A 24,258-nucleotide genomic window follows, 5' to 3' on the forward strand; every position below is an offset into this window, starting at 1 on the left:
TCCTTCCGGTCAGGCGACCGAGCGGCGGCTGAGGAACACCAGCAACCCGCCTGCGAGAATCGCGGCGATACCGGCGATGTCGGGAATGGCGATGCTGTGGCGTTCATCAACGGTGGCTTTGATCGGTCCGACGTCGATCACGGCCTTCTCGGTGGTGTACGAGAACCGGCCGAGCGCGAGGCCCGCGATTCCCAGTCCGATCAGCACCACTCCGGCGATGGCCAGCGGTTTCATCATTTTCAGCTCCCCCTCTTCGAGTTCGATGGACCGGTATCTCCGGTCGCTTCAGATCTTGCCCAGCAGCATGAGCACCACGACGACGATCAGAACCGTGCCGAGCGCGCCCACGCCACCGTGGCCGAAACCGTAGCCATAGCCGCCGAAGCGCCCGCTGAAGCCGCCAAGCAGGGCCACGGCGAGCACGATGATGAGGATGAGGCCAAGCGACATGGTCGTATCTCCTGTGGCGGGATCAGACCTGTTGCCGTGCCTCGCGGCGCGGGGCGGCCGATCCGGAACGCCGCCTAGAGCATGAACGCCGGAACGGGCCGCGGGTTCCGCCGCCGCCGCCGCCCGCCAGCGCAGGGGCGGGCGACGGCGGCGATGTTCGCCGCTCGCGTCACGCCCGGGCCTTGTTTTGGGGTCGGACGCAACCCGGCGATGCCGCCCGCGTTCCGTTGGCGCCGACCGGTAGGTCCGCACGGGAGAGACCACTTGAACGCGACCACCATCCGCTTCGCCCTCATCGCCTCGCTCGGCGCGGGGCTGGCCGTCCCCGCCGCGGCGCAGGATTTTCCACCGACGGGCTACGCGCCGCTGATGTTCGGTGGCGCGCCGCCGACCCACGTGTTCCGTCTGGCTGGCGCGCCGTGGGTCTGCGTCGCGGACTCGATCTGCAAGCCGTTGCGCGTCGAGGGGATGGCGGAGCGCGACGTGCTGGCCGCCGAGATCGCGCCGCTGGGCTTCGCCGACCGCCGTTTCCTGCTGTCCTTCCAGCATCCATCGCACGACAAGGGACGGCCGGTGGTGCTGTCCTGCATGGACGACAAGTGCGCCCGTCTCGATTCGAGCGCCGGCGACTCGGCGTATCTCGGGACCTTCCAGGTCAAGCAGGCCGACAAGGTGTCCGGCCGCACGGCGATCCTTCGTAACGTCGACGTCCGCGGCGGCCGCTCGCAGATACTTTGGTGCGCCGAGACCGGTTGCGCGGAGCTTCCAGCGACGCGCGACACCGAGTACCGCTTGGCGTTCATGGGCGTCGCGCGTCAGGACGGGCGCGAGAAGATCTGGCTGCGCGACGCGGCCGGCGCGGTGATCACCTGCGTCCAGCCCGAGGTCGATGTCGATGACCGGCTGGATTGCGAGCGCTCGACGCTCGCCATGACCGACTTTCCGCGCGGGGTGGCGACGACGACAGCGCCGCCGCCCCAGGCCGTGACACCGCCGCCCGCCGCCGCGCCCGGCGACGCCGACCGGCTCGCGCTGGCCGCCGCCATCGACCAGGCGCTGCGCGCAGACGACGCGGTGACCTCGGAGCGTCTGCTAACCGACGCGGTCCGGCGCTATCCCGGCTACGGTGCGACCTGGGCGCCGTTCCAGCAGCGGCTGGTCAACGTCAAGGCGATGCGCGACCGTCAGGCGCGGGCCGAGGAAGCGCGCGGCCTGACCGTCGAGGCGCGGCGGCTGGCGCGCTTCGGCGACTTCGCCGGCGCGGAGCGGTTCCTGCAGGAGGCCGACCGCCTCTCCCCCGGCCTGGCCGAGACGACGAGCGCGCGCGCCGAGATCGCGCAGCTCCGCGCCGAACGCGGCCAGCGCTACCGCGAGCGCTACCAGTACAACGCCGCCATCGAGCGGGCGCTGTCGACCTATTCGCTATGGGAGGCCGAGGGGCTGATCGCCGAGGCGCTGCAGCGGTATCCCAACGATCCCGGCTTCCGCGCCCAGGCCAACGAGTTGGCGCAGATCCGCCAGCGCGCTGAATGGCAGGGCCGGGTGACGCGCGCCCGGGCCGCCGTGGTCACCGGGCGCCGCGCCCTCGAGCGGGGCGATTTCTACGAGGCCGAGCGCCAGCTCGCGCTCGCCGACGACGCCGCGCCGGGCCTGCCGGAGGCGAATCAGCTGCGTGCCGATCTCGGCCGCGCCCGCGCCCGTGCCGGCGGCCAGAACGACCAGATCCGGCTGCTTGTGCTGGCGATCGAGGCCGCCATCCTCGCGCGCCGCTACGACGACGCCGACCGGTACCTGCGGGACGGCACCGCGCGCTACCCGACCTATCCGGGCTGGAACGACGACCGTCGCCGCTTGACCGCGGCGCGGGGCGGCGACGACCGCCAGACGCGCGAGCAGCGGGACCGTCGCGACCGCGCCGCCGCGCTGGTCGCCCAGGCCCGGCAGGTCGCCGCGCAAGGCGACTTCACCCGCGCCGCGGCGATGCTCAACGAGGCCAACACCCTGACGCCCGGCGCGCCGGAGATCGCCATCGCGCGCGCCGATATCGAACGGCAACGGGCGGATCGCCAGCGCGACGAGTCGGACATCCGGGCGCTCGCGGCCTCCGTCGACTCGGCGATCGCCCGCCGGCAGTTCGACGACGCCGACCGCCTGATCGCCGACGGCCGGCGCCGGTCTCCCGGTTACGTCGGTTGGGCCGACCTGTCGCGACGCGTGGTCGATGCGCGGCGTGCCGCCGACGCGCGGCCGCCGGCGGCGAAGCCGACCGACGTGAAGCCGGCGGAGACCAAGCCCGGCGAGGCGCGTCCGCCGCAGACCGGCCCGGCCGAGAGCAAGCCGGCACCGAAACCGGAAGCGAAGCCCGGCGAGGCGCGTCCGCCCCAGACGAAGCCGGCCGAGACGCCGCCCGGTGCGAAGCCAGCGGAGACGAAGCCTGCCGAGGCGCGCCCACCGCAGGTGAAGCCGGCCGATGCGCCGCCCGCCGCGAAGCCGCCGGAACCGAAGACCGGTGGCGCTCCGCCGCCGGCCGCGAAGCCAGCCGAGGCGCCGCCGCCGCCGGTCGCGAAGCCGGCCGAGGCCAAGCCCGACGCCAATCCGCAGCTCGCGGCTCGCGTCGGGGCGCTGGTGGCGCGGGCGCGGGAGGCGATCGGCCGCAACGATTTCGATGCCGCCGAGCGGGCGGTCGCGGAGGCGGAGGGTGTCGACCGGACGTCACGCGACGTGATCGCGGTACGCGCCGAGCTCGAGGCCGCCGAGCGCCGCGGCGGTCGTCGCGACCGCGGCAAGAACTGAAGGTGGTTGGCGGCGGAATGCCCAGGCGCGCCGCCGCCAGCGGCGAAAGGCTGTCCTGAGATGACGCTGGGCGGGGACTGCGGCGATCCGGCAGCCAACGCCTTTCATGGTCGGTCGGCGCCGGCGGTCTCGGACCGTCGCCAATCGCGTGGAGCGACCTAGCGTTCCGTGAGCCCGGCGGTCGACGCGACTGTCGATGGAGACGTGGCGGCAGGGGTGGAATGCCCCGAAGCGCGGTGCGCCTCTCGAGCGGACACCGACACGGAAGCCCGGTGAGAGGCGTCCATCCCGCGGCCGCCGTCGACGGGGTCCGCCTTCGCCATTTCGACGGCGAGCGCGGCGCGCACCTCACCGCCACCGATCTGCCACGACAACGCCGCGCGGGCATGCCGCAGATCCGCGGCGGCCGTGCGCAACGCCTCGCGCAGGTTCTCGAGATCGTCGTCCAGCGGCGGAAATATATCGCGCTGCGCCTCCTTGAGTCGCTTGCGTAGCGCGGTCAGCTCCGCGAGGAAGCCCCGAAGGGTCTCGCGACCATCGTGGCGGCCGGTTTGAGGTCGCCTCCCGGATGTGTCCGGCGCGGTGGGCGATGCCCGGGTTTCGCCTTCGGATAGCGAGCTCAAAGACATGGCGGATCGTCTCTCGGTGTCGGCGGGACCCCGCGCCTGTCGGCTTCGCCACGCCGCCCGAGGCGGTTGTGTCGCGCGCTCCGTATCGAAACGGCTCAGGCGCCTGGGGCGTTCGGACGGCCGGGGTGCGGATCGCCCTTCCATTATCGTTAGCGGGGCGCGCCGGCACCGGCTGTTCAATTCCGGACATGCCCGACTGTGAACGCGAAAACGGGGCGGCCCTTGGCCGCCCCGGTCGTTCGTGCGCGATGTCGCTAGAGCCAGTACGCCGGCGCGCCGTAGTACTTGTCGACCGAACGTCCGTACTCGGGAGTCCAGTTGAAGCCGTCGCCCTCGTAGGTCGGCGCGGCCTCCAGCATCTTCTTGTCGAGGTTGACGACGTAGCCGCCCTTGCGCGCGTCGTACTTGAGGGTCGACCACGGCAGCGGATGCTGCTTCTCGCCCATGCCGAGGAAGCCGCCGAACGACATGACGGCGTAGATCGCCTTGCCGGTGGCCTTGTCGATCATGATGTCCTCGACCTCGCCGAGCTTCTCGCCCTTGGTGTTGTAGACGCTGGTGCCGTTGACGCTCTCGGCGGCGATGAGATTGCCCGCGGTGTTCGCAGTCATGTCCGTCATGGTGGAATCCTTCCTCTGGGAAAAAATGGCTCCGACCGTCGGGTGGTCGCGACGGCGTCCGATCGGGCGGCCATGGGTGCGCGGCTGGCGCCGCGCGCGCGGGAGACGTGGATGGCGCGTCGTCCCGTCCGGATCGCCGGACGTGGTGTCAACGCGGGGCGGCCGGGCGGGGTTCCCGAGTCCCGCGCGCGGCGATCAATCGTGGACGACGACGCGCAGCAGGGAGGGGTTCACCTTGATGCCGCCCGCGTCGTACGCGATGAGGCCGAGCTTGCGGAATCTGGCCATGAAGTAGCCGATACGCGTGCGCGTCGTGCCGATGCGCCCCGCCAGGACGTCGTGGTCGATCTTCGGGATCACCGCCGCCAGCTTTCCGGGCCGCCCGAACCTCGCCAGCACCAGCAGCATCCGGGCGAGCCGGCGCTCGGTCGAATTGAACAGCTCGTCGATCAGGTCCGACTCGATCTCGATGTTGCGCGCCAGCAGGAAGCCCATGAACAGCGCCGAGAACGTCGGTTGCTCGTGGAGCGTGCGGACCATCGTGGCCTTCTCGATGCTGGTGATGGTCGACGCGACCATCGCGTGCGCCGACGTCAGGTGGCGGCGCTGGCCGCCGAGGCAGCCCTCGCCGAAGAATTCGCCCGGACCGAGGGTCGCGACGAGGCCCTTCTTGCCCTGCTTCGAGACGACGGTGATCTGGACCTTGCCCTTCTCGATGTAGAAAACGCAGGCGCAGGGATCGCCCTGCTGGAAGATGGCCGTTTTCGCCGTGTGCACCGCGCGCGTCCGTCCGGCGCCGATGGTCCTCACGAACACGCCGGCGTCGAAGCCGGGGGCGTCCGCGAACGTCGAGCCGTTGGCGCGCTTCACGTTGTCCGTGGTGCCGTTGCCGTTCCCGCGTTTCGCGCCGTTGGCCGCGCCCGCCTTCGCCGCCGCCGCGTTCCGTGACGGCGTGATCCGGCCGTTCCTGCGTGCCATGTCAATTTCTCCGCGATGTCGACGGGAGAACCGGCGCTCGAAGCGCGGGTAGGGCTTCACGCGTAGACGATCGGGGCGCCGTCCGCTGTCCACTTAGCGACACGCGGCCGGGACGCGTCGCCGCGAATCGCGTTCCTAGTCGTGGACGACGACGCGCAGCAGCGAGGAGTGCACCTTGAGGCTGCCGTTGTACTCGATGAAGCCGAGCTTGCGGAACTTGTTCATGAAGAAGTTGATGCGCGAGCGCGTCGTGCCGATGCGCGTCGCGAGCAGCTCCTGGCTGATCTTCGGGATCACGGTCTCCATCGATCCCTCCTTGCCGAAGTTCGCGAGCATCAGAAGGAGGCGGGCCAGGCGTCGTTCGCTGGAATTGAACAGCTGGTCGACCAGATCGGCCTCGATCCGGATGTTGCGCGCCAGCAGGAACGCCATGAACAGCTCCGAGAACGCGGGTTGCTCGTGGAGCACGCGGATCATGGCGTCCTTCTCGATCCTGATCGCGGTGGTCGCGCCGACCGCGCGCGCCGTGGACATGTGGCGCGGTTTGCCGGCGAGACAGCCCTCGCCGATGAAATCCCCCGGGCCGAGGATGGCGACCATCCCTTCCTTGCCGCCTTCGGAGACCACGGTGAGCGCGACTTTTCCCTTCTCGATGTAGAAGACCGCGTCGTCGGGATCGCCTTGCTTGAATATGGCGGCCTTCGACTTGAACTCCTGCTTGATGCGTCCGGCCCCCATCGTCGCCAGGAAAGCCTGAGGGTCGAAGCCGACGGACTTCGCGACGTCGAGGGCCGGCATCGCGGCTTGCGCGGTCGCCCGGGGTTTAGCCGGCTTCCTGGTCGTCGACGCGGCGGGGACCTTCCCGGCGGTCGCCGCGGGTCTGGATTCGCGTGCTTTCGCACGGGCCATCGTCAACTCTCCTGGATGATTTCGCGCGGACACTCTCCTCGTCAGGACAGCGACGCGGCCATATCGGTCGCGCAATTTGCGAGCGCATCATACTGGCTGACGTCGCCGGCGTTTTCAACGAGGCGCGCCGGGTGGACGCCGGGAGGGCCTTCGTAGCGGCGGACCGCCGTGCGAAGTGTTCAAAAGTGGACAGTGCCGGGGCGCGTGCCGAGCTAGTGGATCAGGTACGTCCGCGCGCTCCCGCCCTCGAACATATCGTCACGTTCCACGGCCCGCGCGCCGGCGCCGAGCTCTCTCGCTCCGGCGGCGACCGTCAGGAGTGACCTTCCCGGTTCGCCTCGCACGCGGCGAACCGGGATCTTTCCCGATCATCCGCCGCGATACACGACCCACTGTCCGGTTCCGGACAGTACCGTCGCCGCGGCGCCCTATGCTGATTGATAGTTCCGCCCGTCGGTGAGGGCGGAACGGCCCGGCCTCGCGCGGCGAGGCGGGCGGACCGCATCGGCCACGACGCCGGTGCGCAACGGGCGGCCACTGGCCGCCGAAAGTGGCAAACCGATGAACGATCGAAACGAAGCGCGCGGGTTTCCAGTCGGCGCCGCGCCCGACGCGAACGCCGCTGCGGCGAGATCGAAGGCGGTCGCCGCCGTTCTTCCAGGTCTGCGCGCCTATGCGTGCGCGCTCGCGGGTTCGCCGGCCGGCGGCGACCGCTGCGTCCGGCATTTCCTCGAGACGCTGTTGGCGTCGCCGCCGGTCCATGCCGCCGACGACTACACGCGCATGCAGTGCTTCGCGGTGTTCCGCGAGATCTGCCGCGGCCTCGCGCCGATGGCGCCGACCGCGGCGGCCGTCGGCGCTGGGTGGATCGATCTTCGGCTCGCGGTGCTGCCGCCGGTCTCGCGCGAGGTGCTTCTGCTGGTCTACCTCGCGGATTTTCCCGTTGGCCAGGCCGCGTGGATCGTCGGCATCTCAGAGGACGAGGCCCGCGGGCGCCTGCGCGCCGCGTCGCTCGCGTTCGAGGGATCGATCGCCGCCCAGGAGGACTGGCGGCCGGCCGCGATCGTATGGTCCGGTCCGACCCGTCCGGCGCCGCCGCCCGCGTCCGATGCGCCGCCTGCCGAAGTATTCGTCGGGTCGTGGAGCAAGTAGACGTGCGCCGTTCACGTTGGCCGTTGGATGAACGGCGCATCCGGTAGCGTGACCGAAGTTATGGATGGCATTCGATAGCGCCGCTTCCCATGTAAAGCATGGCGGTATCCACCGGCCCGCGCTCGAAGGAAACGGCATCATGAACAAGGACCGCATCGCGGGAGCGGCGAAAGAGGCCGCGGGCTCCATCAAGGCCGGCATCGGCGAGGCGTTGAGCGACGCCCGGATGCTCGCCGAGGGTCGCGCCGACAAGGCCGCCGGAAGAATCCAGAGCGCCGCCGGCGCCCTCGACGAGGCGGTCGCGCGCGAGCAGGCGCGCAAGGCATCGAGCGCGCGTGCCGACGCCCAGGCCAAGACGGATATCGCCGCCGCCGTCGCCGCGCTCGCCGCCGCCGTGAAAAAGTAGAGACCATCCACCCGCGGCGCCGGGCAAAGTCCGGATGCCGCCACGGCGTGCGCCGACCTGGGTGCCCTGATCGCCGCGTTTCACCGGCGTTCCCGTTTCAACGCGCCATGACCCGATCATGACGTGGAGCGACCGGCGACCTTCGTCGCCGGCTGACGGGCTGTCGGCCCGTCGCATGGAGAAACGTCATGAACAAGCTCGCATCCATCGGCGCGTTCGCGCTGTTGCTCGTCGGCGCGACCGCCTGCGGCGAGTCCACGGGCGACCGCCTCGTGAGCGGCGCGGGTATCGGTGCCGGCGTCGGCGCGGTCGGCGGCCTGGTCGTCGGGGCTCCGCTTGAAGGCGCGGCGATCGGCGCCGTCGTCGGCGGCGCGACCGGAGGCCTCACCCGCCCGGACCAGATCGATCTCGGCAAGCCGATCTGGCGGTGACGTGGCCGTATCCGTCGCCGCGGCGGACGCGCCGGTTCCAGTGGACGGCGATCCGGCGGGGGTCGCGGCCCCGGCGAATTTGTGGCATCAATCCGGCATGGCCATCGAACCCCGGGCGCCCCGCCTCGCCGTCCTGATCGACGCGGACAACGCGTCGTCGCGCATCGCCTCCGGGCTCTTCGAGGAGATCGCCAAGATCGGCGAGGCCAGCGTGCGGCGGATCTACGGCGATTTCTCCGGCACGCGGCTCAAGGCGTGGGCCGACGTGATGTCGACCTTCGCCATCATGCCGCATCAGAATTTCGCCTACACCACGGGCAAGAACGCCTCCGACATCGCGCTCGTCATCGACGCCATGGACCTGCTCCACAGCGGCCGGTTCGACGGTTTCTGCCTGGTGTCCTCCGACAGCGACTTCACCCGGCTCGCGGCGCGCATCCGCGAGCAGGGCGTCGACGTCTACGGCTTCGGCGAGCAGAAGACGCCGGAGGCGTTCCGGCAGGCGTGCCGGCGCTTCGTCTACACCGAGAACCTGCTGCCGGCGCTGCCCGCCGCCGACGTGCCGGCGCGGCCCGGCGCGGCGCGCACGGCGCCCGCCGGCAAGCAGCGGCCGAGCGAGGCGGCGCCGCTGATCAAGACGGCGATCGCGCAGCTCGAGGACGACGACGGCTGGGTGGCGCTGGGCCGCGTCGGGCAGCGGCTCGCGATCCTCGCGCCCGATTTCGATCCCAGGACCTACGGCCACGCCCGCCTCGGCGATCTGGTCGAGCGGGCCGGAGCGTTCGACGTGCGGCGCAACGACGCCGGCGGTGTCTACATCCGCGCCAAGCCGGTGGCGCGCCGCGCGCCGGCCGCCGCGGGCGGGACGGCCACGGCCGCGCCGGCAACCGCGCCCGCCGTCGACAAGCCGTCACCGTCGGCCGCGAAGCCCGCCGGGCGCACCCCCGTCGTCGGCAAGGCGCCGGTGATCGGCAAGATCTCCTGAGTCACGCGGCCGCGAACCCGACGCCTACGTCCATCGCCGGCCGCAACGCGATGGGAGGGCGCCGGCGATCGGCGTCGCCGCGTCAGTCCCCCATCGCCCTCTCGATCGACTTGGCGATCAGCTTGCCGATGCAGCGCTGGCCGAAGTCGTTGAGGTGCAGACCGTCGGGGATCATGAACTGCGCGTAGGGCATGCGCTCGCCGGTCACCCACTCCCGCATGATGCCCCAGCGCCGGAACAGGCCGGCGCCGGTCTCGCGCGCGATCTCCTCTAGCGCGGTGATGTAGTCCTCCTCGTTGGCGAGGGAGACGACGGCCGGCACGTATTGCGGCGTCATCAGCACGACGTCGGCGCCCGCCGCCTTGGCGCGGCGCACGCCGGCGGTCACGCGCGCGCGGAAGACGTCGACCGGCATGCCGCGCATCGCGGCGTTGGTGCCGACCTGCCAGATCAGAAGATCCGGTTTGTGGGCCAGCACGTCGCGGTCCATCCGCTCCATCATCTCGTCGACGTCCTGCCCTCCGACGCCGCGGTTGAGGACGGTGAACCCCACCTTCACGTCGGCGTAGCGCCGGCGCAGCTGGATATCCATCTGGCGCGGAAAGGTGTTGGCCTCGCTGGTGGCGCCATGCCCCTGGGTCGACGACGAGCCGAGCGCGACGACGACCACGTTCTTTCGCTCGCGCAGGGCCGCGCGCGTGACCGGCAGCGCGGCGCCGAGCTCGAGGTTCTTCGCCGACGCGGGGCATTTCTCGGGCGCGGCGCGCGCCGGCGCCAGCGGAGGCGTCAGCGCGGCGAGAGCGACCGCGACACCGGCCCACAGGCGACGGGTCGGTGACGGTGGCGCCGGACACGGCGGAGGCTGGTTGTTGCTGTCCAGGAGGCTGCGGGGCGGCGGCAAGGCGACCTCGGTTGGCGGTCAGGCGGCGGCGCGACGCGGCGGCGTCGCCACGGAAGGCGGAGCGCCCGAGCCTTTGTACCAGCGCGCATAATACGCGGCGGTGACCATTATAGCCAGTCCCGCCAGGCTGACGGTGATGTCGAGGGCGAGCGGATGCTCGCCCGGCTCGGCCCACGTCTCGACCACCACGTGCGCGGCGAAGGCCAGAAAGGTGCCGAGGCAGAAGACCATCAGCGACTGCTCGCCGCAACGGCGCAGCGGATGGGCCAGCCAGTGGCGCAGGAAGGCGGCGTCCGGCGGGGTCGCGCGGGCGACCAGCCACGCCACGCCGAGGAAATGGGCGACCCGGAGCGGGTCGAGGCTTGTCTTGTCGATCGGGTAGATCAACCGGCCCACCGCGTCCGGCAGCAGCGCGCCGACCGCCGGCAGGTACCATCCGAGGGTCACGAAGGCGGCGGCGGCAAGATAGACGATGGCCGCGAAGTCGATCCAGCGCCGGGCCCTGCCGAGCCGCCGGGTGATGTCGCCCAGCGAGGCGAACGCGGCGCCGGCGTAGAACAGCACCTGCCATGTCAGCGGGTTGAAGTACCAGGTCTGGCCGGCGGGATGGGCAGGGAGGTTCCAGCCGAACCGGCGCGCCGCGAGATAGACCAGGACCGAGGCCGCGAGAGTCAGCCACGGGTGGCGCACGACCAGCGGCAGCGTCACCGCGAACGACGCCAGCAGCGCGATGTAGAGCGGCAGCACGTCGAGGTTGACCGGGCGGAACTTCAGCAGCGCCGCCTGGAGCAGCGACTCGTAGGGCGACTGCCCGAAACCCGAGAGGTTCATGTTCTCGAGGAACGAATCGCCCTTGGTGTGGGTCGCGGCGGCCCAGGCGACGGCCGCGAACACGACCATGAACAGCATGATGTGCGCGACGTAGAGCTGCCAGACCCGCCCCAGGACGCGCGCCGTCGCCCGCGCCCAGCCGTCGCGACGCATGATGCCGGAATAGGCGATCACGGCGGTGTAGCCGGAGATGAAGACGAAGATCTCGGTGGCGTCGCTGAAGCCGTAGTTGCGCACCGTCAGCCAGCTCAGCGCGTTGTCCGGCACGTGGTCGATGAAGATGAACCACAGCGCGAGGCCGCGGAAGAAGTCGAGGCGCAGATCGCGGCCGCGCGGCGTCTCCGGTGGCGCGCCCGCCCCGCGGCGTGCTATCGTCCCGCCGAGGCGATGGAGGTGGACGATGCGGCTTTTCGCGCTGGTGGTTCTGGCGGTCGGCGTTCTCACGCCGGTCGACGCGGCGCGGGCGGGGCCGATGGCCGACGCCATGGCCGCGTTCGGTCTGAATGGACGTCTGGCGGTCGATTGCGCGCGGCCGCCCTCCGCGGACAACCCCACGGTCGTCTACCGCCTGGCCGACGACGACCGCGTATCGCGGACATTGATGGAGCCGAACGGCCGCGAGGGTCCCACCTACCCGATCAGCGTCGCGCGGATCGTCGCGTCCGACCGGATCGCCATCCGTGAAAAACTGCCCGGCGGCGGGCATATCGACGTGGTGATCCGCGGGGTCGGCGGACGCTTCAACACGGTCGATTCGGTATCCAGCGGCGGCACGGTCTTCGTCCGCGACGGATTGCTGGTGGACACGGGCAGACCGCTGGCGACGTTCACCCGGTGCGGCGACTGACGGCGCCGCGCCGCCTCAGATGAAGTGCATGCCGCCGTTCACCTGGATGGTCTGGCCGGTCATGTAGGCGTTGCCCATGACCATGACGACGGCCTGCGCGACCTCCTCCGGCGTTCCGAGGCGGCCGACCGGCACCAGCCTGGCGCGCGCCTCGGCGGCGCCGGCGACCATGTCCGTGAGGATCAGCGATGGCGCCACGGCGTTGACGGTGATCCCTTCCTTCACCACGCGCGCGGCGTAGCCGCGGGTCAATCCCTCCATGCCGGCCTTGGAGGCGTTGTAGTGCGGGCCGATCACGCCGGCGCCGCGCGCCGCGCCCGACGTGACGTTGACGATGCGGCCCCAGCCGCGGGCGCGCATCCCCGGCAGGACCGCCCGCGTGCACAGGAAGGCCGATTTGAGATTCACCGCCAGGGTCAGGTCGAAATCCGCCTCGGTCAGATCGTCGACGCCGCGGGTGACGCCGATGCCGGCGTTGTTGACGAGCAGATCGACCGGACCGAGTTCGGCTTCGACGCGCGCCGCCATCGCCGCGACGGCGGCGGCGTCGGAGACGTCGGCGCCGACCGCCACGGCGCGGCGGCCGAGCGCGCGCAACGCCGCCACGACGGCGTCGGCCTCCGCCGCCTTCGCGCGGAAGTTCACCGCGACGTCGGCGCCGGCCGCGCCGAGCGCCAGGGCGACGGCGCGGCCGATGCCGCGTGACGCGCCTGTGACCAGGGCCACGCGGCCCGCGAGCGTCGCGGTCACGCCCGCCTCACTTCTTCTCGATGTTCCAGAACGCGATCACAGGCGAGCGCAGCAGTCCGGCGACGCCGGTACGCAACGCCGTCGGCTGGGTGAACTGGCCGAGCGGCACGTGGGTGGGGAAGTCCAGCACGTGGCGCTGGACCTTCTCGGCGATCGCCTTCTGCTTCGCGGGATCGGTCTCGCGCGCGAATTCGTCGCGCAGCTTCTCCAGCGCGGGATCGCACGGCCAGCCGAACGTCGCCTTCTCGCAGGAGGCGTTCAGGAAGGTAGTCGCGACGGGGTTGAGCACGTCGAGCGAGCTCCACGAGGTGAAGAACGCGTTCCAGCCGCCGCTGGCCGGTGGATCCTTCTTGGCGCGGCGCGCCACCAGCGTCTGCCAGTCCATGGTCTGAAGGTCGACCTTGAAGCCGGCCTTCTCGAGCTGGACCTTGGCGACGTTGGCGAGGTTGCTGTGGCCGGGGATGTCGGTCTGGTGCAGTAGCGACACCGGCGTGCCGTCGTAGCCGGCGTCGGCCAGCAGCTTGCGCGCCTTCGCCGCGTCGCCGGTCAGCTTGTCGTCCCATCCCGCCGTCGACTCCAGCGGCGAACCGCAGGGGAACAGCGACTTGCACTCGCGGTACCATTTCGCGTCGCCGATGTTGGCGTCGAGGAACTCCTTCTGGCTCAGCGCCACGAGCGCGACGGCGCGGATCTTCGGATTGTCGAACGGCTTGTGGAGCGTGTTGAAGCGCATCGCGTACTGGCGGCCGGCGACGTTGACGGTCTCGGTGCGGACGTCCTTCTCCTTGGCCAGCAGCGGCAGCAGGTCGGGCGAGAGGATCTCGATCAGGTCGATCTCGCCGCCGATCAGCGCGCTGACCTGGGTGTTGGCGTCCGGGATCCAGACCCATTCCACGCGGTCGACCTTGACGACCTTGCCGCCGGCCATGCCCGAAGCCGGCTCCGCCCGCGGCTTGTATCTCGGGTTCTTGGCGTAGACCGCGCGCTCGCCCGGTTTCCACTCGTCCTTGAGGAAGATGAACGGGCCGGAGCCGACAGTGTCGGTCGACTGGGTGTTGGGGTCGCTCTGCGCGACGCGCTTGGGCACCATGAACGCGACGTTGGAGCCGGTCTTGCCGAGGCTCGACAGCACCAGCCCGTAGGGCTCCTTCAAGGTCATGCGGAACGTCTTCGCGTCGAGCGGAGCCAGCTCGGCCACCAGCGACATCAGTTTGCCGCCGAGATTGTCGCGCGCCCCCCAGCGCCGCAACGAGGCGACGCAGTCCTCCGCCGTGACCGGCGCGCCGTCGTGCCACTCCAGCCCGTCGCGCAGCGTGAAGGTCCACACCAGCTTGTCGGCCGACAGGTCGTACTTCTCGACCATCTGCGGACGGACCTGGAGGTCGGCGTCCATCGCGAACAGCGTGTCGTAGACCATGCTGCCGTGGTGGGTGGTGATCAGCGCCGTCGTCCAGATCGGGTCGAGGATCTTCAGGTCGGAGTGCATCACCGCCCGCAGAGTCTTCAGCGGCGGATCGAGCGCGAGGGCGGGCGCGGCGAGGGATGTCGCGGCCAGCGTCGCGGCGACGGCGAGCCGGCGGCCCAGGCGGGACAGGGTGTTGGTCATGGTCGGCCTCCTGCGGCGCGCTGGATGCGCCGACCGTACGACAGGCGCGGGCGGGCGTCGATGGCGCCGCGCCGCGCGGCCGTCGTCAGGCGCCGAGCATCTGGCCGCCGTCGACGGCGATGGTCTGGGCGGTCACCCACGCCGCCAGCGGCGAGGCGAGGAACAGGGCCACGTTGGCGACCTCCTCGGGGTGGCCGAGGCGTCCGAACGGGATGCTCTTGAGGATGCGGCCGTAGAGCTCCGGCGCCGAGGTCCTGCGCTCCTCCCACGAGCCGCCGGGGAACTCGATCGAGCCCGGCGCGATGCAGTTCACCCGCACGCCCTTGCGCGCCAGCGCGGCGGCCTGGGTGGTCGTGTAGTGGATCATCGCCGCCTTGACCGCGCCGTAGGGCGGCGTGCGCACCGACGGCCGCAGACCGGAGATCGACGAGATGTTGATGATCGCGCTCGACGCGTTCTTGACCAGATGCGGGATCGCGGCGTTCGATGCGCGCACCATCGCCATCACGTCGACGTTGATGCTGGCGGCCCAGCCGGCCTCGTCGTCCGTGCTGCCGAAGCCGCTGGCGTTGTTCACCAGCACGTCGACGCCGCCCAGCGCTTTCGCCGCCGCCTCGACGTAGGCGACGACCGCCTTCCCGTCGGCGAGGTCGCACGACACGGCGTGCGCGGTGACGCCATGCCCCGCGATCTCCGCGCGCGTCGCCTCGAGCGCTTTGGGATCGCGGGCGCAGATCGACACGCCGGCGCCGGCCGCGGAGAATCCCAGCGCGATGGAGCGGCCGATGCCCTTGCTGCCGCCGCACACCACGACGCGCTTGCCCTTGAAATCGAAATTCATGGTCTTCTCCGGGAGATATGGAACGGACGGCGCGGCGTCACGCCGGCAGCGAACCGAGGAACGCCGCGACGGCGCGGTTGAACGCCTCGGGCTGGTGCAGATTGGCGGCGTGGCCTGCGTCGGGGATCACGACCTTGGTCGAGCCATGGATCTTGGCGGCCATGTAGTCGGTGGCGGCGAGGAAGTTGGTGTCGTTGGCGCCGACCAGCACAAGCGTCGGGACGGCCACGCTCTCCAGCGAGCGGATCACGCGGTCGTCCGCCTGCGCCAGCATGCCGCGCGCCGCGCCGGCCAGCCCGTCGGCCGAGCGGTGGCGGCTCATCCGGACCTCGTCGCTGGCGCCCAGCGCCGCGAGGCCCTGTGCTTCCAGTGTGTCGGCGCGCTTCACCGCCGTGGCGTTCCACGCCGCGCGCGCCTGGTCGTTCTTGAAGCCGGGTCCGGTGTCGAACAGCATCAGCGCCCGCGTCTTCGCCGCGTGGGTGGCGTGGAAGGCGAGCGACATGTAGCCGCCCAGCGAGAGGCCGGCGATCACCGCCTTGTCGGCGCCGACGGCCGCGAGGATGGCGGCCATGTCGCCGACCGTCAGCGCCTCGGAGTAGGCGGCGCGGTCCTTCGGATAGTCCGACTCGCCGTGGCCGCGCATGTCCCACACGACAACCTGGTAGCGTTCCTTCAAGTGGGCGATCTGGGCGTCCCACATGCGGCAGGTCGCGCTGTAGCCGTGGCTGAGCAGCACGGTCGGGCCGGCGCCGTGGACCTCGTAGTGGATGTTCACGCCGGCGCGGTCGAGTTTCGGCATTGGCGTTCCCCCTCGGGTTTCCGGATCATTGCGGGACGGTCGGCGCGTCCCCGGCGACCGTCGTGCGCTGCATTAGGCGCTTGTACTTCACGGTGTCGTAGGCCGTGGCTCGGTGCATCGTGGCGCGGTTGTCCCACACGATGATGTCGCCCTCGCGCCAGCGGTGCGCGTGGACCAGATCGGGCCGCGTGGCGCGCGCGTTGAGATCGGCGAGGAAGGCGCGGCCTTCCTCGACCGGCCATCCGACCACGTGCGAGGCGTGCGCGCTGAGATAGACCACCTTGCGGCCGTTGATCGGGTTCTCGCGCACGAGGCGCTGCTTGACCGGCGGCACCTCGGCGCGCTGCGCCTCCGTCAGCACGGTCGGATCGACGAGGCTGCGCGAGTGCTGGAGCGAATGCTCGCACACCAGGTCGGCGATGCGTTCGCGCAGGGCGTCGGTCAATTCCGAGTACGCGACGCGCGTGCTGACGAACTCGGTGTCGCCGCCCGCCTCGGGACATATCCGCGCCGAGAGCAGGGAGCACAGCGCGGGGATCCGCTTGAACGAGCTGTCGGTGTGCCAGAAATAGTTGGCCTTCTGATAGATCATCCGCCGGTCGCCCGGCGGGATGACCTCGCCGGTGTCGATGTCGATGTTGGACTGCCGCGCGAAGGCGGTGCCGGCGGCAGGATTGGCGCTCACCGTCGTCTCCAGCGGACCGAACAGCCGGCTGAACGCGATCTGCTTCTCGTCGTCCAGCCGCTGGTCTCGGAACAGAAGGACCGAATGCTCCTCGAACGCGGCGCGGATCTGGCCGAAGGTCGGCGTGTCGACCGGCTTCGACAGGTCGACGCCCGTGATCTCGACGCCGAATCTGGGGTGGAGCTTGCGGAAAGTCAGCGTCATGGCGGCCTCCCCGGCGCGCGTTCGATTCGTTGGCCTCGATCAAACACCGGCGGGCGCGGGCGGCCAAGCCGGCGCGGCGCGCGCCTGCTATGCGGCGCCCCGCCGGTCCGGCAGGACGCGGAAGGCCGCGCCGGCGTGGGTCGCCTTCAGCGCCGGGCCGGCGCCGAACAGCTTGTGGCGCAGCGTTCCCGCCGCGTAGTCGCGCTTGAAGACGCCGCGCTTCTGGAGCTCGGGGACGAGCATCTCCACGACGTCGACGAAATCGCCGGGCGACACGGCGAAGGACAGGTTGAAGCCGTCGGCGTCGCTCTCATCGATCCAGGTCTGGAGCGCGTCGGCGACGGTGGTCGGCGAGCCGACGATGACCGGCCCGCGGCCGCCGATGGCGCACCACTCCGCCATTTCACGAACCGTCCACGTCTGCGCCGGGTCGGCGGTGCTGAAGCTCTCGACCGCCGACTGCCCGGCGTTGGTCTTGACGTAGCGTAGCGCCTCGTCGGGCGCGTATCCGCTGAAGTCGATGCCGGTCCAGCCCGACATCAGCGTCAGGGCGCCCTCGTAGTTGAACCACTCCCGGTACTCGGCCGCCTTGCGCGCCGCCTCGGCGTCGGTCTCGCCCAGCAGCACCGTCTGCATGTTGAAGACCAGCGTGTCGCGAGGGTCGCGCCCTTCCGCCGCGAGCGCCTCGCGCAGACGCGACACGTAGGACTTCAGGATCGGCAGTGTCGGCGCGGCGGTGAACACGCATTCGGCGTGGCGCGCGGCGAACTGGCGGCCGCGGCTCGAGGAGCCGGCCTGGTAGATGACCGGCGTCCGCTGCGGCGACGGCTCGCCGATGTGGATGCCCGGCACGGTGTAGTGGCGGCCCGCGTGGGCGATCGGGTGGATCTTCGACGGGTCGGCGAAGACGCGGCCCTCGCGGTCGCGGCGCGCGGCGCCGTCCTCCCAGCTGCCCTCCCACAGCTTGTAGCAGACCTCCATGTACTCGTCGGCGACGTCGTAGCGGTCGTCGTGCGCGCCCTGCGTGGCCTGCCCGAGGTTGCGCGCGCCGCTCTCGAGGTACGACGTCACGACGTTCCAGCCGATCCGTCCCTTGGTGAGATGGTCGAGCGTCGTCATGCGGCGCGCGAACGGGTAGGGGTGCTCGAACGCCGTCGAGCAGGTGACGCCGAAGCCGAGATGCTCCGTGGCGTGCGCCATCGCCGGCACCAGCAGCGACGGGTCGTTGACGGGCGCCTGCACGCCATGGCGCAGCGCGTGCTCGGTCGTGCCGCCATAGACGTCGTACACGCCCAGCACGTCGGCCAGGAAGATGCCGTCGAAGCGCCCGCGTTCCAGCAGCTCCGCCAGCCCGACCCAGTAGTCGAGATCGGTGTAGCGGTCCGTCCGGTTGCGCGGATGGCACCACAGGCCGGGCCCCATGTGGTTCGGAGTGTTCGTCGCGAACGCGTTGAGGCGGATCGTCTTCGACATCGCCTTCCACCGACCGTGGCGCTTCAGGCCGCGGCGACGTCGTGCCAGAGCCGGCGCGCGTCGGCGTCGGGATCGTCCTCGACGCGGCAGGAATCGTCGAACACCATCGTCGCGCGCCGCTCCGCCGTGTAGGCGGGCCATGCGGGAATGGCGGCGTTGTCCGGCGCTCCCGTGCGGGCGAAGGTCGTCCACGTGCGCGAGATCCGGGCGGCCAGCGACTGCGCGCCCGCCTTGCGGCCGGTGGCGCCAATCACGCCCAGCGTATCGAACACGAAGGGCACGTCCACGGAGTGCGGCGACTTCAAGCGTCCGTCGAACGCCGGCGTCTCCCAGTCGAGGCGGTACATGTGGACCGCCGCCTTGCCGCGCGCGGCCTTGCGCTCGGCCAGCATCACCGTGCGGACGTGGAAGTTCGACGCGGTCAACGCGGTGATCAAACGGTCGCTCGGCGACGCCCCGGGATCGCGCGCGCGGTAGAGCGCCAGCGCATCGTCGGTCCACGGGCCCGCAACCGCCGCGAGCCGCGCGCGCAGATCGTCCTCGGTCACGGTGCGGTTCCATACGGAGTCGTCGGGCGCGAGGAAGATCGCGCTCTCGTCCTTGGTGTCGCCGATCATCAGCGGCACGCCGTCCGAGATCGCGGGCGCTGCCGGATCGAAGGGGTGCGCCGGCAGGATCGCGCCGTCTACCACCGGTCCGAAATTGTAGCGGTCGAGCAAAGGAAAGCGCGGCCGCGGCAGCGTCCGCTGCGCCGGTTCGACCGCCGCCAGGAGCCGTTCCAAGGGTAGCGTCTGTAGCGCGTCGACGTCGCCGACGCCGAGCTCGAGGTGCTTCAGGACGCCGTCGGCGAGCCGTGTCGTGCGCTCGCGCTCGGCGAAGCGCACACTCGCGCCACTCTGGATGATCGCCTTGTGGAACAGGCCCCGGGCCTTCGGCATGCCGAGCAGGGCGCTGACCTTCCCGCCGCCGCCGGACTGGCCGAAGATCGTGACATTGCCGGGATCGCCGCCGAAGCGCGCGGCGTTGTCGCGCACCCATTCCAGCGCCGCGACGAGGTCGAGCAGGCCGGCGTTGCCGGACGCCGCGAATCGGTCGCCGCCGACGGTCGACAGGTCGAGATGGCCGAAGATGTTGAGGCGGTGGTTCACGGCGACGACGACCACGTCGTTGCGCCGTGCCAGATTCACGCTGTCGTAGCGCGGCGAGTTGGCCGAGCCGTACGAGAAGGCGCCGCCATGCAGCCACACCATCACCGGCCGTTTCGCCCCGTCGGGCGCCGGCGTCCAGACATGCAGCGTCAGGCAGTCCTCGCCCACCGGCAGCGTGTCGACCGGCCCCCACACCGTCGCGAGCTCCGGCCGTTGCGCCGCGGCCGGCGCCTGCGGCGAGCGGCCGCCGTAGGCGAAGCAGTCGCGCACGCCCGTCCAAGGCGCCGGCGGGCGCGGCGGCATGAACCGATTGGCGCCCGCGGTCGACGCGCCGTAAGGGATTCCCTTGAACACGTGGCAGCCGTCGACGACGAGGCCGCGAATCCTTCCGGACGCGGTCTCGACGGCCGGCGTCGGCGCGGCGTCGGCGGCATCGCTGCGCGCGGCGCCGGCTGCGGGAGTGTTCATGATCGCGTTTCCCCGTGTGTCGAATCGGACGCGACCCTGCGCGCGACGCCGGTCGGCGTCAACGCCGCGCCCGTCCGGTGAGCCGCAGGCCGCTGGTGAGGATGCCCACGACCGCGAAGGCCGCGCCGATCAGGATCGCGACGGTCGGCGCCGCCGCCTTTGCCGCGACCAGCCCGAACACCAGCGCCACGATCGCCGCGCCGATGGTCTGCCCGGTCAACCGCGCCGTGGACATGATGCCGCCGGCGCTGCCGCTGCGGTCGCGCGGCACGCTGGACATCATCAACCGGTTGTTGGGCGTCTGGAACAGCGCGAACCCGACGCCGCACAGCGCCATGCGCCAGACGATGTCGAAGGTCGACGGCGCGGGCGGTAGCGCCGCCGTCATCAGCAGGCTTCCGGCCATCAAGGTGAGGCCGATGGCGCCGAGGATACCGGCGGGATAGCGGTCCGACAGGCGGCCGGCGATCGGCGCCGTCAGCGCGAGACCGAGTGGCCACGGCGTCATGAGCAGTCCGGTCTCGACCTGCGAGCGGCCGAGCACGTCGTGCAGGTAGAAGGGCAAGGCGACGACGGCGGCGCCCTGGGCCGTGAAGGCGCAGCTCGATGAAAACACCGACAGCGAGAAGACCGGCGCGCGGAACAGGGTCATCGGCACCATCGGCACGTCCAGCCCACGCTGTCGGCGGACGAACAGGACGGCGAACAACGCCGACGCCGCCAGCTCGGCCACGACGACCGGCGCGCCCTGGCCGTGGCCGATACCATCGATGCCGAGGATCAGCAGGCCGAACGTGGCGCCGCTCAGCGCCGCGCTGGGCAGGTCGAATTTCGCGGGTTTGGCCGCGACCTCCGGCAGAGTGCGGGTCGAGAGCGCGAGCGCGAGGATCCCGATCGGCACGCTGAAGGCGAACAGCCACGGCCACGGCGCGACCGAGAGGATGCCGGCGGCGATCGAGGGGCCCGCGGCCGACGATCCGGCGACGATCAGCGTGTTGATGCCCATGCCGCGTCCCAGCATGGCGCGCGGATAGGTGAAGCGCACCAGCGCGGCGTTGACGCTCATGATGCCGGCGGCGCCCAGTCCCTGCGCCACGCGGGCGACGATCAACAGCGGCAGGCTGTCGACGAGCGCGCAGGCCAGCGACGCGGCCGTGAAGATGGCGAGTCCGACCTTGTAGACGCGCGCGTAGCCGAGGATGTCGCCCAGCGCCGACAGCGGCAGCAGCGCCACGGTGACGGCGATCTGGTAGGCGGTGACGATCCAGATCGCGGTCGCGGCGTCGACGCCAAGGTCGCGCGCCATCGCCGGCAGCGCCACGTTGGCGATCGCGGTGTTGAGCACGGACATCGACAGCGCCAGCGATGTCGTCGCCACCGCCCAGTGGCGGCGCGGCGTCGGCAGCCCGTCGGACGCCTCGTGCGGGGCCGGCGCCGTCACGATCCGCTCAGCCGCGGATCTCGCGCTTCATCGCCGTCTCGTAGACGCGGACCATGGCCGAGGTGTCGGAGCGGCCCAGCCCCATGCCGCGGGCCAGTCGCAGGAGGTTGTGCGTCTGCGCGCCCAGCGGCGCGGGCGCGCCGATCTCGTCCGCCAGCTCCAGCGCGAGGTGCATGTCCTTGTAGGCGAGGTCCATGGCGAAGGAGGGCTCGAACGTGCCCTTCAACGTGCGCTCCGCCATCGAGCGGTAGGCGTTGCTGTTGCCGCTGCTGTTGCTGATGACCTGGTGGAGCTTCACCGGGTCGATGCCGGCCATGACCCCGAGCATCAGGCCCTCGGCGCCGGCCGCCATGTTGCAGAACGCGATCATGTTGTTGACCAGCTTGGCGACGGTGCCGGAGCCGATCTCGCCCATGTGCAGCACGTTGGCGCCGAACGACTGCAGCAGCGGCAGCTGCGAGTCGAAGGCCGCCTTGTCGCCGCCGACCATGATCGCGATGGTCGCGTTCGTGGCGCCGACGACGCCGCCGGACACCGGCGCGTCGAGCATGGTGACGCCCTTGGACCTGAGCGCCTCGGCCAGCCGCTTCACGACCGCCGGCGAGTTGGTGCTGAGGTCGAAATACACCGTGCCCGGCCGCGCGCTTTCGGCGATGCCGCCGGCGCCCGTCACGACCGCCTCGACGTCCTTGGGCATGGGCAGCGAGGTCATCACGACGTCGGCGGTGGCGACCGCGTCGGCGACGCTGGCGGCGGCCTTGGCCCCGACCGCGACGCAGGCCTGCACGGCCGTCGGATTCATGTCGAACACCACCACCTCGTGGTTGGTCTTCTTGACGATGTTGCGGCACATCGGGCCGCCCATGCTGCCCACGCCGATGAACGCGATCTTCATGCTCTGGAACTCCCTGGGATGCCGCCGGCGCGCGCCGCCTATTTGCCCGTCCGGACCTTCACGTACGACCCGGCGCGTCCTCGATCGGCTTGAGGCCGCCCTTGGCGGGATCGCGCGCCGGCACCTTCGGCCCGCTCTGCGCCGACAGCCAGCGGTCCCAGTCGTGCCACCACGAGCCGGGATGCTCGGTCGCGCCGGCCTGCCACTCCTCGAGCGTCGGCGGGTTCTTCGCCGTGTCGTTGAGCCAGTGCTGGTACTTCTTCGCGCTCGGCGGATTGACGACGCCGGCGATATGGCCCGAACCGGCGAGCATGAAGCGCATCGGCCCGGAGAAGATCTGCGTCATCTTGTAGACCGAGCGCACCGGCGCGATGTGGTCCTCCTTGCCGGCCTGCACGTAGCAGGGGACCTTGATGGTGCGCAGGTCGATCGGCACGCCCTCGAGCTCGAGCGCGCCGGGCCTCACCAGCAGGTTCTTCTGGTACATGTTGCGCAGGTAGTAGCTGTGCATCGCCGCCGGCAGACGCGTCGAATCGGCGTTCCAGTAAAGCAGGTCGAAGCGCAGCGGGTCCTTGCCCATCAGGTAGTTGTTGACCACGAAAGACCAGATCAAGTCGTTGCTGCGCAGCATGTTGAACGTGGTCGCCATCTCGGCGCCGTCCATGTAGCCGCGCTTGTCGATCAGCGCCTCGATGTTCGCGATCTGCTCCTCGTCGATGAAAACCATCAGGTCGCCGGCGTCGGTGAAGTCGACCTGCGCGGTGAAGAACGTGCAGTTGGCGATCCGGTCGTCGCCCTTGGCCGCGCAGTAGGCCAGCGCGCCGGCCATCAGCGTGCCGCCTATGCAGTAGCCGATCGCCGAGACCTTGCGTTCGCCGGTCGCCTTCTCGATGGCGTCGAGCGCCGCCAGCGGGCCCTCCAGCATGTAGTCCGAGAAATCCTTATGCCGCAGCCGCTCGTCGGGGTTGACCCACGAGATGACGAACACGGTGTAGCCTTGGTCGACGGCCCACTTGATGAAGGAGTTCTCGGGTTTGAGGTCGAGGATGTAGAACTTGTTGATCCAGGGCGGCACGATCAGCAGCGGCTGCTTGTGCACCTCCGCCGTCGACGGCGCGTATTGGATCAGCTGCATCATGTCGTTCTGGAAGACGACCTTGCCCGGCGAGGTGGCGACGTTGCGACCGACCTCGAAGGCGTCCATGTCGGTCTGGCGGATCGCCAGCGAGCCGCCGCCGCGCTCGATGTCCTCGAGCACGTTCTTGAGTCCCTTCACGAGGTTCTCGCCGCCGGTCTCCACCGTGGCGCGCAGCACCGCCGGGTTGGTGGCGACGAAGTTGGTCGGCGCCATCGCGTCGACGAACTGCTTCATGTGGAACTCGAGCTTCTTGCGCTGGTGCTCGTCGCCGCCGCCGTCCTTGGCGAGCCCGGTGAGCCAGCGCGAGGTCAGCAGATAGGACTGCTTGATGTGGTCGAAGATCGCCTCGTCGCGCCACGCCGGGTCGGCGAAGCGCTTGTCCTTGGGCGCGTCGATGACCGGCTCGACCTTCTTGCCCATCATGCGGTCGGTGGTGGTCTGCCACAGCCGCATGTACTCCTGCATCAGCTCCATCTGGGCCGCGACGATCTTCTGCGGGTCCGCCAGCAGGCGTTGGGTGAACTCCATGAACGTCCCGGTCAGATTGAGCACGTCCGGCGGCGAGGCGCCGGGCGGCTGCTTGGCCTGCTTCTCGGTGAACTCCTGGAGCACGCGCTGGCTACGCTCGGCGATGTCCTTCCACGTCTGCTGCAGGACGGCCGGATCGGGCATATGCGGGGTCGGGCCTTTGGCGTCTGACATGGCGCGTTTCCTCCGAATTTCCCTTTGAATTCATTGTCTTTTCGCCGGATTCTGGGATAATCCGACAAGCTGCCGTGGGCGCGGCGGAACGTGGTGGCGACGGGGCGACACTAGAAGCCCCGCCGCGCACCGTCAATTTGGTGGCGTCCGGCAGGGCTTTGTGGGAACTAGGCGCG

24 protein-coding genes are annotated in these 24,258 nt (G+C 70.5%); 6 read left to right on the forward strand and 18 right to left on the reverse strand.

Going from position 1 to position 24,258, the window contains the following annotated elements; translation table 11 throughout:
• Positions 1–9: 9 nt before the first annotated feature.
• On the reverse strand, positions 10–234 hold the full coding sequence (locus IPK81_21965) for a hypothetical protein (GenBank protein ID QQS12149.1): 225 nt from the start codon (positions 232–234) through the stop codon (positions 10–12).
• A 51-nt stretch (positions 235–285) separates the two neighbouring features.
• A complete protein-coding gene (locus IPK81_21970; protein ID QQS12150.1) occupies positions 286–450 on the reverse strand; it encodes a DUF3309 family protein in 165 nt (54 codons plus the stop codon).
• Between the two features lie 264 nt (positions 451–714).
• Between IPK81_21970 and IPK81_21975 the strand changes: the two genes are divergently transcribed.
• Positions 715–3,243, forward strand: coding sequence for a hypothetical protein (locus IPK81_21975; GenBank protein QQS12151.1), 2,529 nt, complete (start codon positions 715–717; stop codon positions 3,241–3,243).
• A gap of 158 nt (positions 3,244–3,401) precedes the next feature.
• On the opposite strand, the gene IPK81_21980 is transcribed toward IPK81_21975, so the two are convergent.
• The 4 genes from IPK81_21980 to IPK81_21995 form a co-directional block, all read right to left on the reverse strand.
• A complete protein-coding gene (locus tag IPK81_21980) occupies positions 3,402–3,872 on the reverse strand; it encodes a hypothetical protein (GenBank protein ID QQS12152.1) in 471 nt (156 codons plus the stop codon).
• A 254-nt stretch (positions 3,873–4,126) separates the two neighbouring features.
• Positions 4,127–4,492, reverse strand: a complete 366-nt coding sequence (locus IPK81_21985; protein QQS12153.1) for a PRC-barrel domain-containing protein — start codon at positions 4,490–4,492, stop codon at positions 4,127–4,129.
• Between the two features lie 195 nt (positions 4,493–4,687).
• A complete protein-coding gene (locus IPK81_21990; protein ID QQS12154.1) occupies positions 4,688–5,470 on the reverse strand; it encodes a Crp/Fnr family transcriptional regulator in 783 nt (260 codons plus the stop codon).
• A gap of 135 nt (positions 5,471–5,605) precedes the next feature.
• Complete coding sequence (locus tag IPK81_21995) at positions 5,606–6,268, reverse strand: Crp/Fnr family transcriptional regulator (protein ID QQS12155.1); 663 nt, start codon at positions 6,266–6,268, stop codon at positions 5,606–5,608.
• A 672-nt stretch (positions 6,269–6,940) separates the two neighbouring features.
• Between IPK81_21995 and IPK81_22000 the strand changes: the two genes are divergently transcribed.
• The 4 genes from IPK81_22000 to IPK81_22015 all read left to right on the forward strand — a co-directional run bounded on the left by IPK81_22000 (position 6,941) and on the right by IPK81_22015 (position 9,353).
• Positions 6,941–7,531 carry a hypothetical protein gene (locus IPK81_22000; protein ID QQS12156.1) on the forward strand — a complete coding sequence of 197 codons (591 nt, stop codon included), beginning with the start codon at positions 6,941–6,943 and terminating at the stop codon, positions 7,529–7,531.
• Positions 7,532–7,670: 139 nt separating this feature from the next.
• Entirely contained in the window at positions 7,671–7,937 is a 267-nt protein-coding gene (locus IPK81_22005; GenBank protein ID QQS12157.1) for a CsbD family protein, read from the forward strand.
• A 188-nt stretch (positions 7,938–8,125) separates the two neighbouring features.
• Positions 8,126–8,368, forward strand: a complete 243-nt coding sequence (locus IPK81_22010) for a hypothetical protein (protein QQS12158.1) — start codon at positions 8,126–8,128, stop codon at positions 8,366–8,368.
• Positions 8,369–8,465: 97 nt separating this feature from the next.
• Positions 8,466–9,353: an NYN domain-containing protein gene (locus IPK81_22015; GenBank protein QQS12159.1), complete on the forward strand. Its 888-nt coding sequence runs from the start codon at positions 8,466–8,468 to the stop codon at positions 9,351–9,353.
• An 82-nt stretch (positions 9,354–9,435) separates the two neighbouring features.
• Here the strand turns inward: IPK81_22015 and IPK81_22020 are convergent, their stop codons facing one another.
• Both IPK81_22020 and IPK81_22025 read right to left on the reverse strand, forming a co-directional pair.
• Entirely contained in the window at positions 9,436–10,254 is an 819-nt protein-coding gene (locus tag IPK81_22020; protein QQS12160.1) for an SGNH/GDSL hydrolase family protein, read from the reverse strand.
• A gap of 18 nt (positions 10,255–10,272) precedes the next feature.
• Positions 10,273–11,571, reverse strand: a complete 1,299-nt coding sequence (locus IPK81_22025; protein ID QQS12161.1) for an OpgC domain-containing protein — start codon at positions 11,569–11,571, stop codon at positions 10,273–10,275.
• Here IPK81_22025 and IPK81_22030 point away from each other — a divergent pair.
• The gene (locus IPK81_22030) at positions 11,558–11,932 is read left to right on the forward strand and encodes a hypothetical protein (protein QQS12162.1); all 375 of its coding nucleotides are present in this window, start codon (positions 11,558–11,560) and stop codon (positions 11,930–11,932) included. The genes IPK81_22025 and IPK81_22030 overlap by 14 nt on opposite strands.
• Positions 11,933–11,947: 15 nt before the next feature.
• Here the strand turns inward: IPK81_22030 and IPK81_22035 are convergent, their stop codons facing one another.
• The 10 genes from IPK81_22035 to phaC form a co-directional block, all read right to left on the reverse strand.
• A complete protein-coding gene (locus IPK81_22035) occupies positions 11,948–12,682 on the reverse strand; it encodes an SDR family NAD(P)-dependent oxidoreductase (GenBank protein ID QQS12163.1) in 735 nt (244 codons plus the stop codon).
• 7 nt (positions 12,683–12,689) lie between these two features.
• Positions 12,690–14,288 (reverse strand): ABC transporter substrate-binding protein, encoded by a 1,599-nt coding sequence (locus IPK81_22040; protein ID QQS12164.1) that lies wholly within the window; start codon positions 14,286–14,288, stop codon positions 12,690–12,692.
• 85 nt (positions 14,289–14,373) lie between these two features.
• The gene (locus IPK81_22045) at positions 14,374–15,129 is read right to left on the reverse strand and encodes an SDR family oxidoreductase (GenBank protein ID QQS12165.1); all 756 of its coding nucleotides are present in this window, start codon (positions 15,127–15,129) and stop codon (positions 14,374–14,376) included.
• 37 nt (positions 15,130–15,166) lie between these two features.
• On the reverse strand, positions 15,167–15,928 hold the full coding sequence (locus tag IPK81_22050) for an alpha/beta fold hydrolase (protein ID QQS12166.1): 762 nt from the start codon (positions 15,926–15,928) through the stop codon (positions 15,167–15,169).
• A gap of 25 nt (positions 15,929–15,953) precedes the next feature.
• Positions 15,954–16,817, reverse strand: coding sequence for a TauD/TfdA family dioxygenase (locus IPK81_22055; GenBank protein QQS12167.1), 864 nt, complete (start codon positions 16,815–16,817; stop codon positions 15,954–15,956).
• Positions 16,818–16,904: 87 nt separating this feature from the next.
• Positions 16,905–18,290, reverse strand: a complete 1,386-nt coding sequence (locus IPK81_22060) for an LLM class flavin-dependent oxidoreductase (GenBank protein QQS12168.1) — start codon at positions 18,288–18,290, stop codon at positions 16,905–16,907.
• 23 nt (positions 18,291–18,313) lie between these two features.
• On the reverse strand, positions 18,314–19,906 hold the full coding sequence (locus tag IPK81_22065) for a carboxylesterase/lipase family protein (GenBank protein ID QQS12169.1): 1,593 nt from the start codon (positions 19,904–19,906) through the stop codon (positions 18,314–18,316).
• A gap of 58 nt (positions 19,907–19,964) precedes the next feature.
• Positions 19,965–21,257, reverse strand: coding sequence for an MFS transporter (locus tag IPK81_22070; protein ID QQS15215.1), 1,293 nt, complete (start codon positions 21,255–21,257; stop codon positions 19,965–19,967).
• Between the two features lie 97 nt (positions 21,258–21,354).
• Positions 21,355–22,242 carry an NAD(P)-dependent oxidoreductase gene (locus tag IPK81_22075; protein ID QQS12170.1) on the reverse strand — a complete coding sequence of 296 codons (888 nt, stop codon included), beginning with the start codon at positions 22,240–22,242 and terminating at the stop codon, positions 21,355–21,357.
• Between the two features lie 58 nt (positions 22,243–22,300).
• A complete protein-coding gene (gene phaC / locus IPK81_22080) occupies positions 22,301–24,082 on the reverse strand; it encodes a class I poly(R)-hydroxyalkanoic acid synthase (GenBank protein QQS12171.1) in 1,782 nt (593 codons plus the stop codon).
• Positions 24,083–24,258 lie beyond the last annotated feature (176 nt).

Source organism: Rhodospirillales bacterium (assembly GCA_016699855.1).
GTDB lineage: Bacteria > Pseudomonadota > Alphaproteobacteria > Reyranellales > Reyranellaceae.

Bases quoted from the DNA above. Each gene is read 5' to 3' on its own strand.
- IPK81_21970 (QQS12150.1), bottom strand. From the start codon at position 450: ATGTCGCTTGGCCTCATCCTCATCATCGTGCTCGCCGTGGCCCTGCTT.
- IPK81_22060 (QQS12168.1), bottom strand. From the start codon at position 18,290: ATGTCGAAGACGATCCGCCTCAACGCGTTCGCGACGAACACTCCGAAC.
- IPK81_22010 (QQS12158.1), top strand. From the start codon at position 8,126: ATGAACAAGCTCGCATCCATCGGCGCGTTCGCGCTGTTGCTCGTCGGC.
- IPK81_22075 (QQS12170.1), bottom strand. From the start codon at position 22,242: ATGAAGATCGCGTTCATCGGCGTGGGCAGCATGGGCGGCCCGATGTGC.
- IPK81_22050 (QQS12166.1), bottom strand. From the start codon at position 15,928: ATGCCGAAACTCGACCGCGCCGGCGTGAACATCCACTACGAGGTCCAC.
- IPK81_22040 (QQS12164.1), bottom strand. From the start codon at position 14,288: ATGACCAACACCCTGTCCCGCCTGGGCCGCCGGCTCGCCGTCGCCGCG.
- IPK81_22030 (QQS12162.1), top strand. From the start codon at position 11,558: ATGGCCGACGCCATGGCCGCGTTCGGTCTGAATGGACGTCTGGCGGTC.
- IPK81_22000 (QQS12156.1), top strand. From the start codon at position 6,941: ATGAACGATCGAAACGAAGCGCGCGGGTTTCCAGTCGGCGCCGCGCCC.
- IPK81_22025 (QQS12161.1), bottom strand. From the start codon at position 11,571: ATGGCGTCGGCCATCGGCCCCGCCCGCGCCGCGTCGACCGGCGTGAGA.
- IPK81_22045 (QQS12165.1), bottom strand. From the start codon at position 15,129: ATGAATTTCGATTTCAAGGGCAAGCGCGTCGTGGTGTGCGGCGGCAGC.
- IPK81_22005 (QQS12157.1), top strand. From the start codon at position 7,671: ATGAACAAGGACCGCATCGCGGGAGCGGCGAAAGAGGCCGCGGGCTCC.
- IPK81_22015 (QQS12159.1), top strand. From the start codon at position 8,466: ATGGCCATCGAACCCCGGGCGCCCCGCCTCGCCGTCCTGATCGACGCG.
- IPK81_22065 (QQS12169.1), bottom strand. From the start codon at position 19,906: ATGAACACTCCCGCAGCCGGCGCCGCGCGCAGCGATGCCGCCGACGCC.
- IPK81_21980 (QQS12152.1), bottom strand. From the start codon at position 3,872: ATGTCTTTGAGCTCGCTATCCGAAGGCGAAACCCGGGCATCGCCCACC.
- IPK81_22055 (QQS12167.1), bottom strand. From the start codon at position 16,817: ATGACGCTGACTTTCCGCAAGCTCCACCCCAGATTCGGCGTCGAGATC.
- IPK81_21990 (QQS12154.1), bottom strand. From the start codon at position 5,470: ATGGCACGCAGGAACGGCCGGATCACGCCGTCACGGAACGCGGCGGCG.
- IPK81_22070 (QQS15215.1), bottom strand. From the start codon at position 21,257: ATGTCCGTGCTCAACACCGCGATCGCCAACGTGGCGCTGCCGGCGATG.
- IPK81_21965 (QQS12149.1), bottom strand. From the start codon at position 234: ATGAAACCGCTGGCCATCGCCGGAGTGGTGCTGATCGGACTGGGAATC.
- IPK81_21985 (QQS12153.1), bottom strand. From the start codon at position 4,492: ATGACGGACATGACTGCGAACACCGCGGGCAATCTCATCGCCGCCGAG.
- IPK81_21995 (QQS12155.1), bottom strand. From the start codon at position 6,268: ATGCCGGCCCTCGACGTCGCGAAGTCCGTCGGCTTCGACCCTCAGGCT.
- phaC (QQS12171.1), bottom strand. From the start codon at position 24,082: ATGTCAGACGCCAAAGGCCCGACCCCGCATATGCCCGATCCGGCCGTC.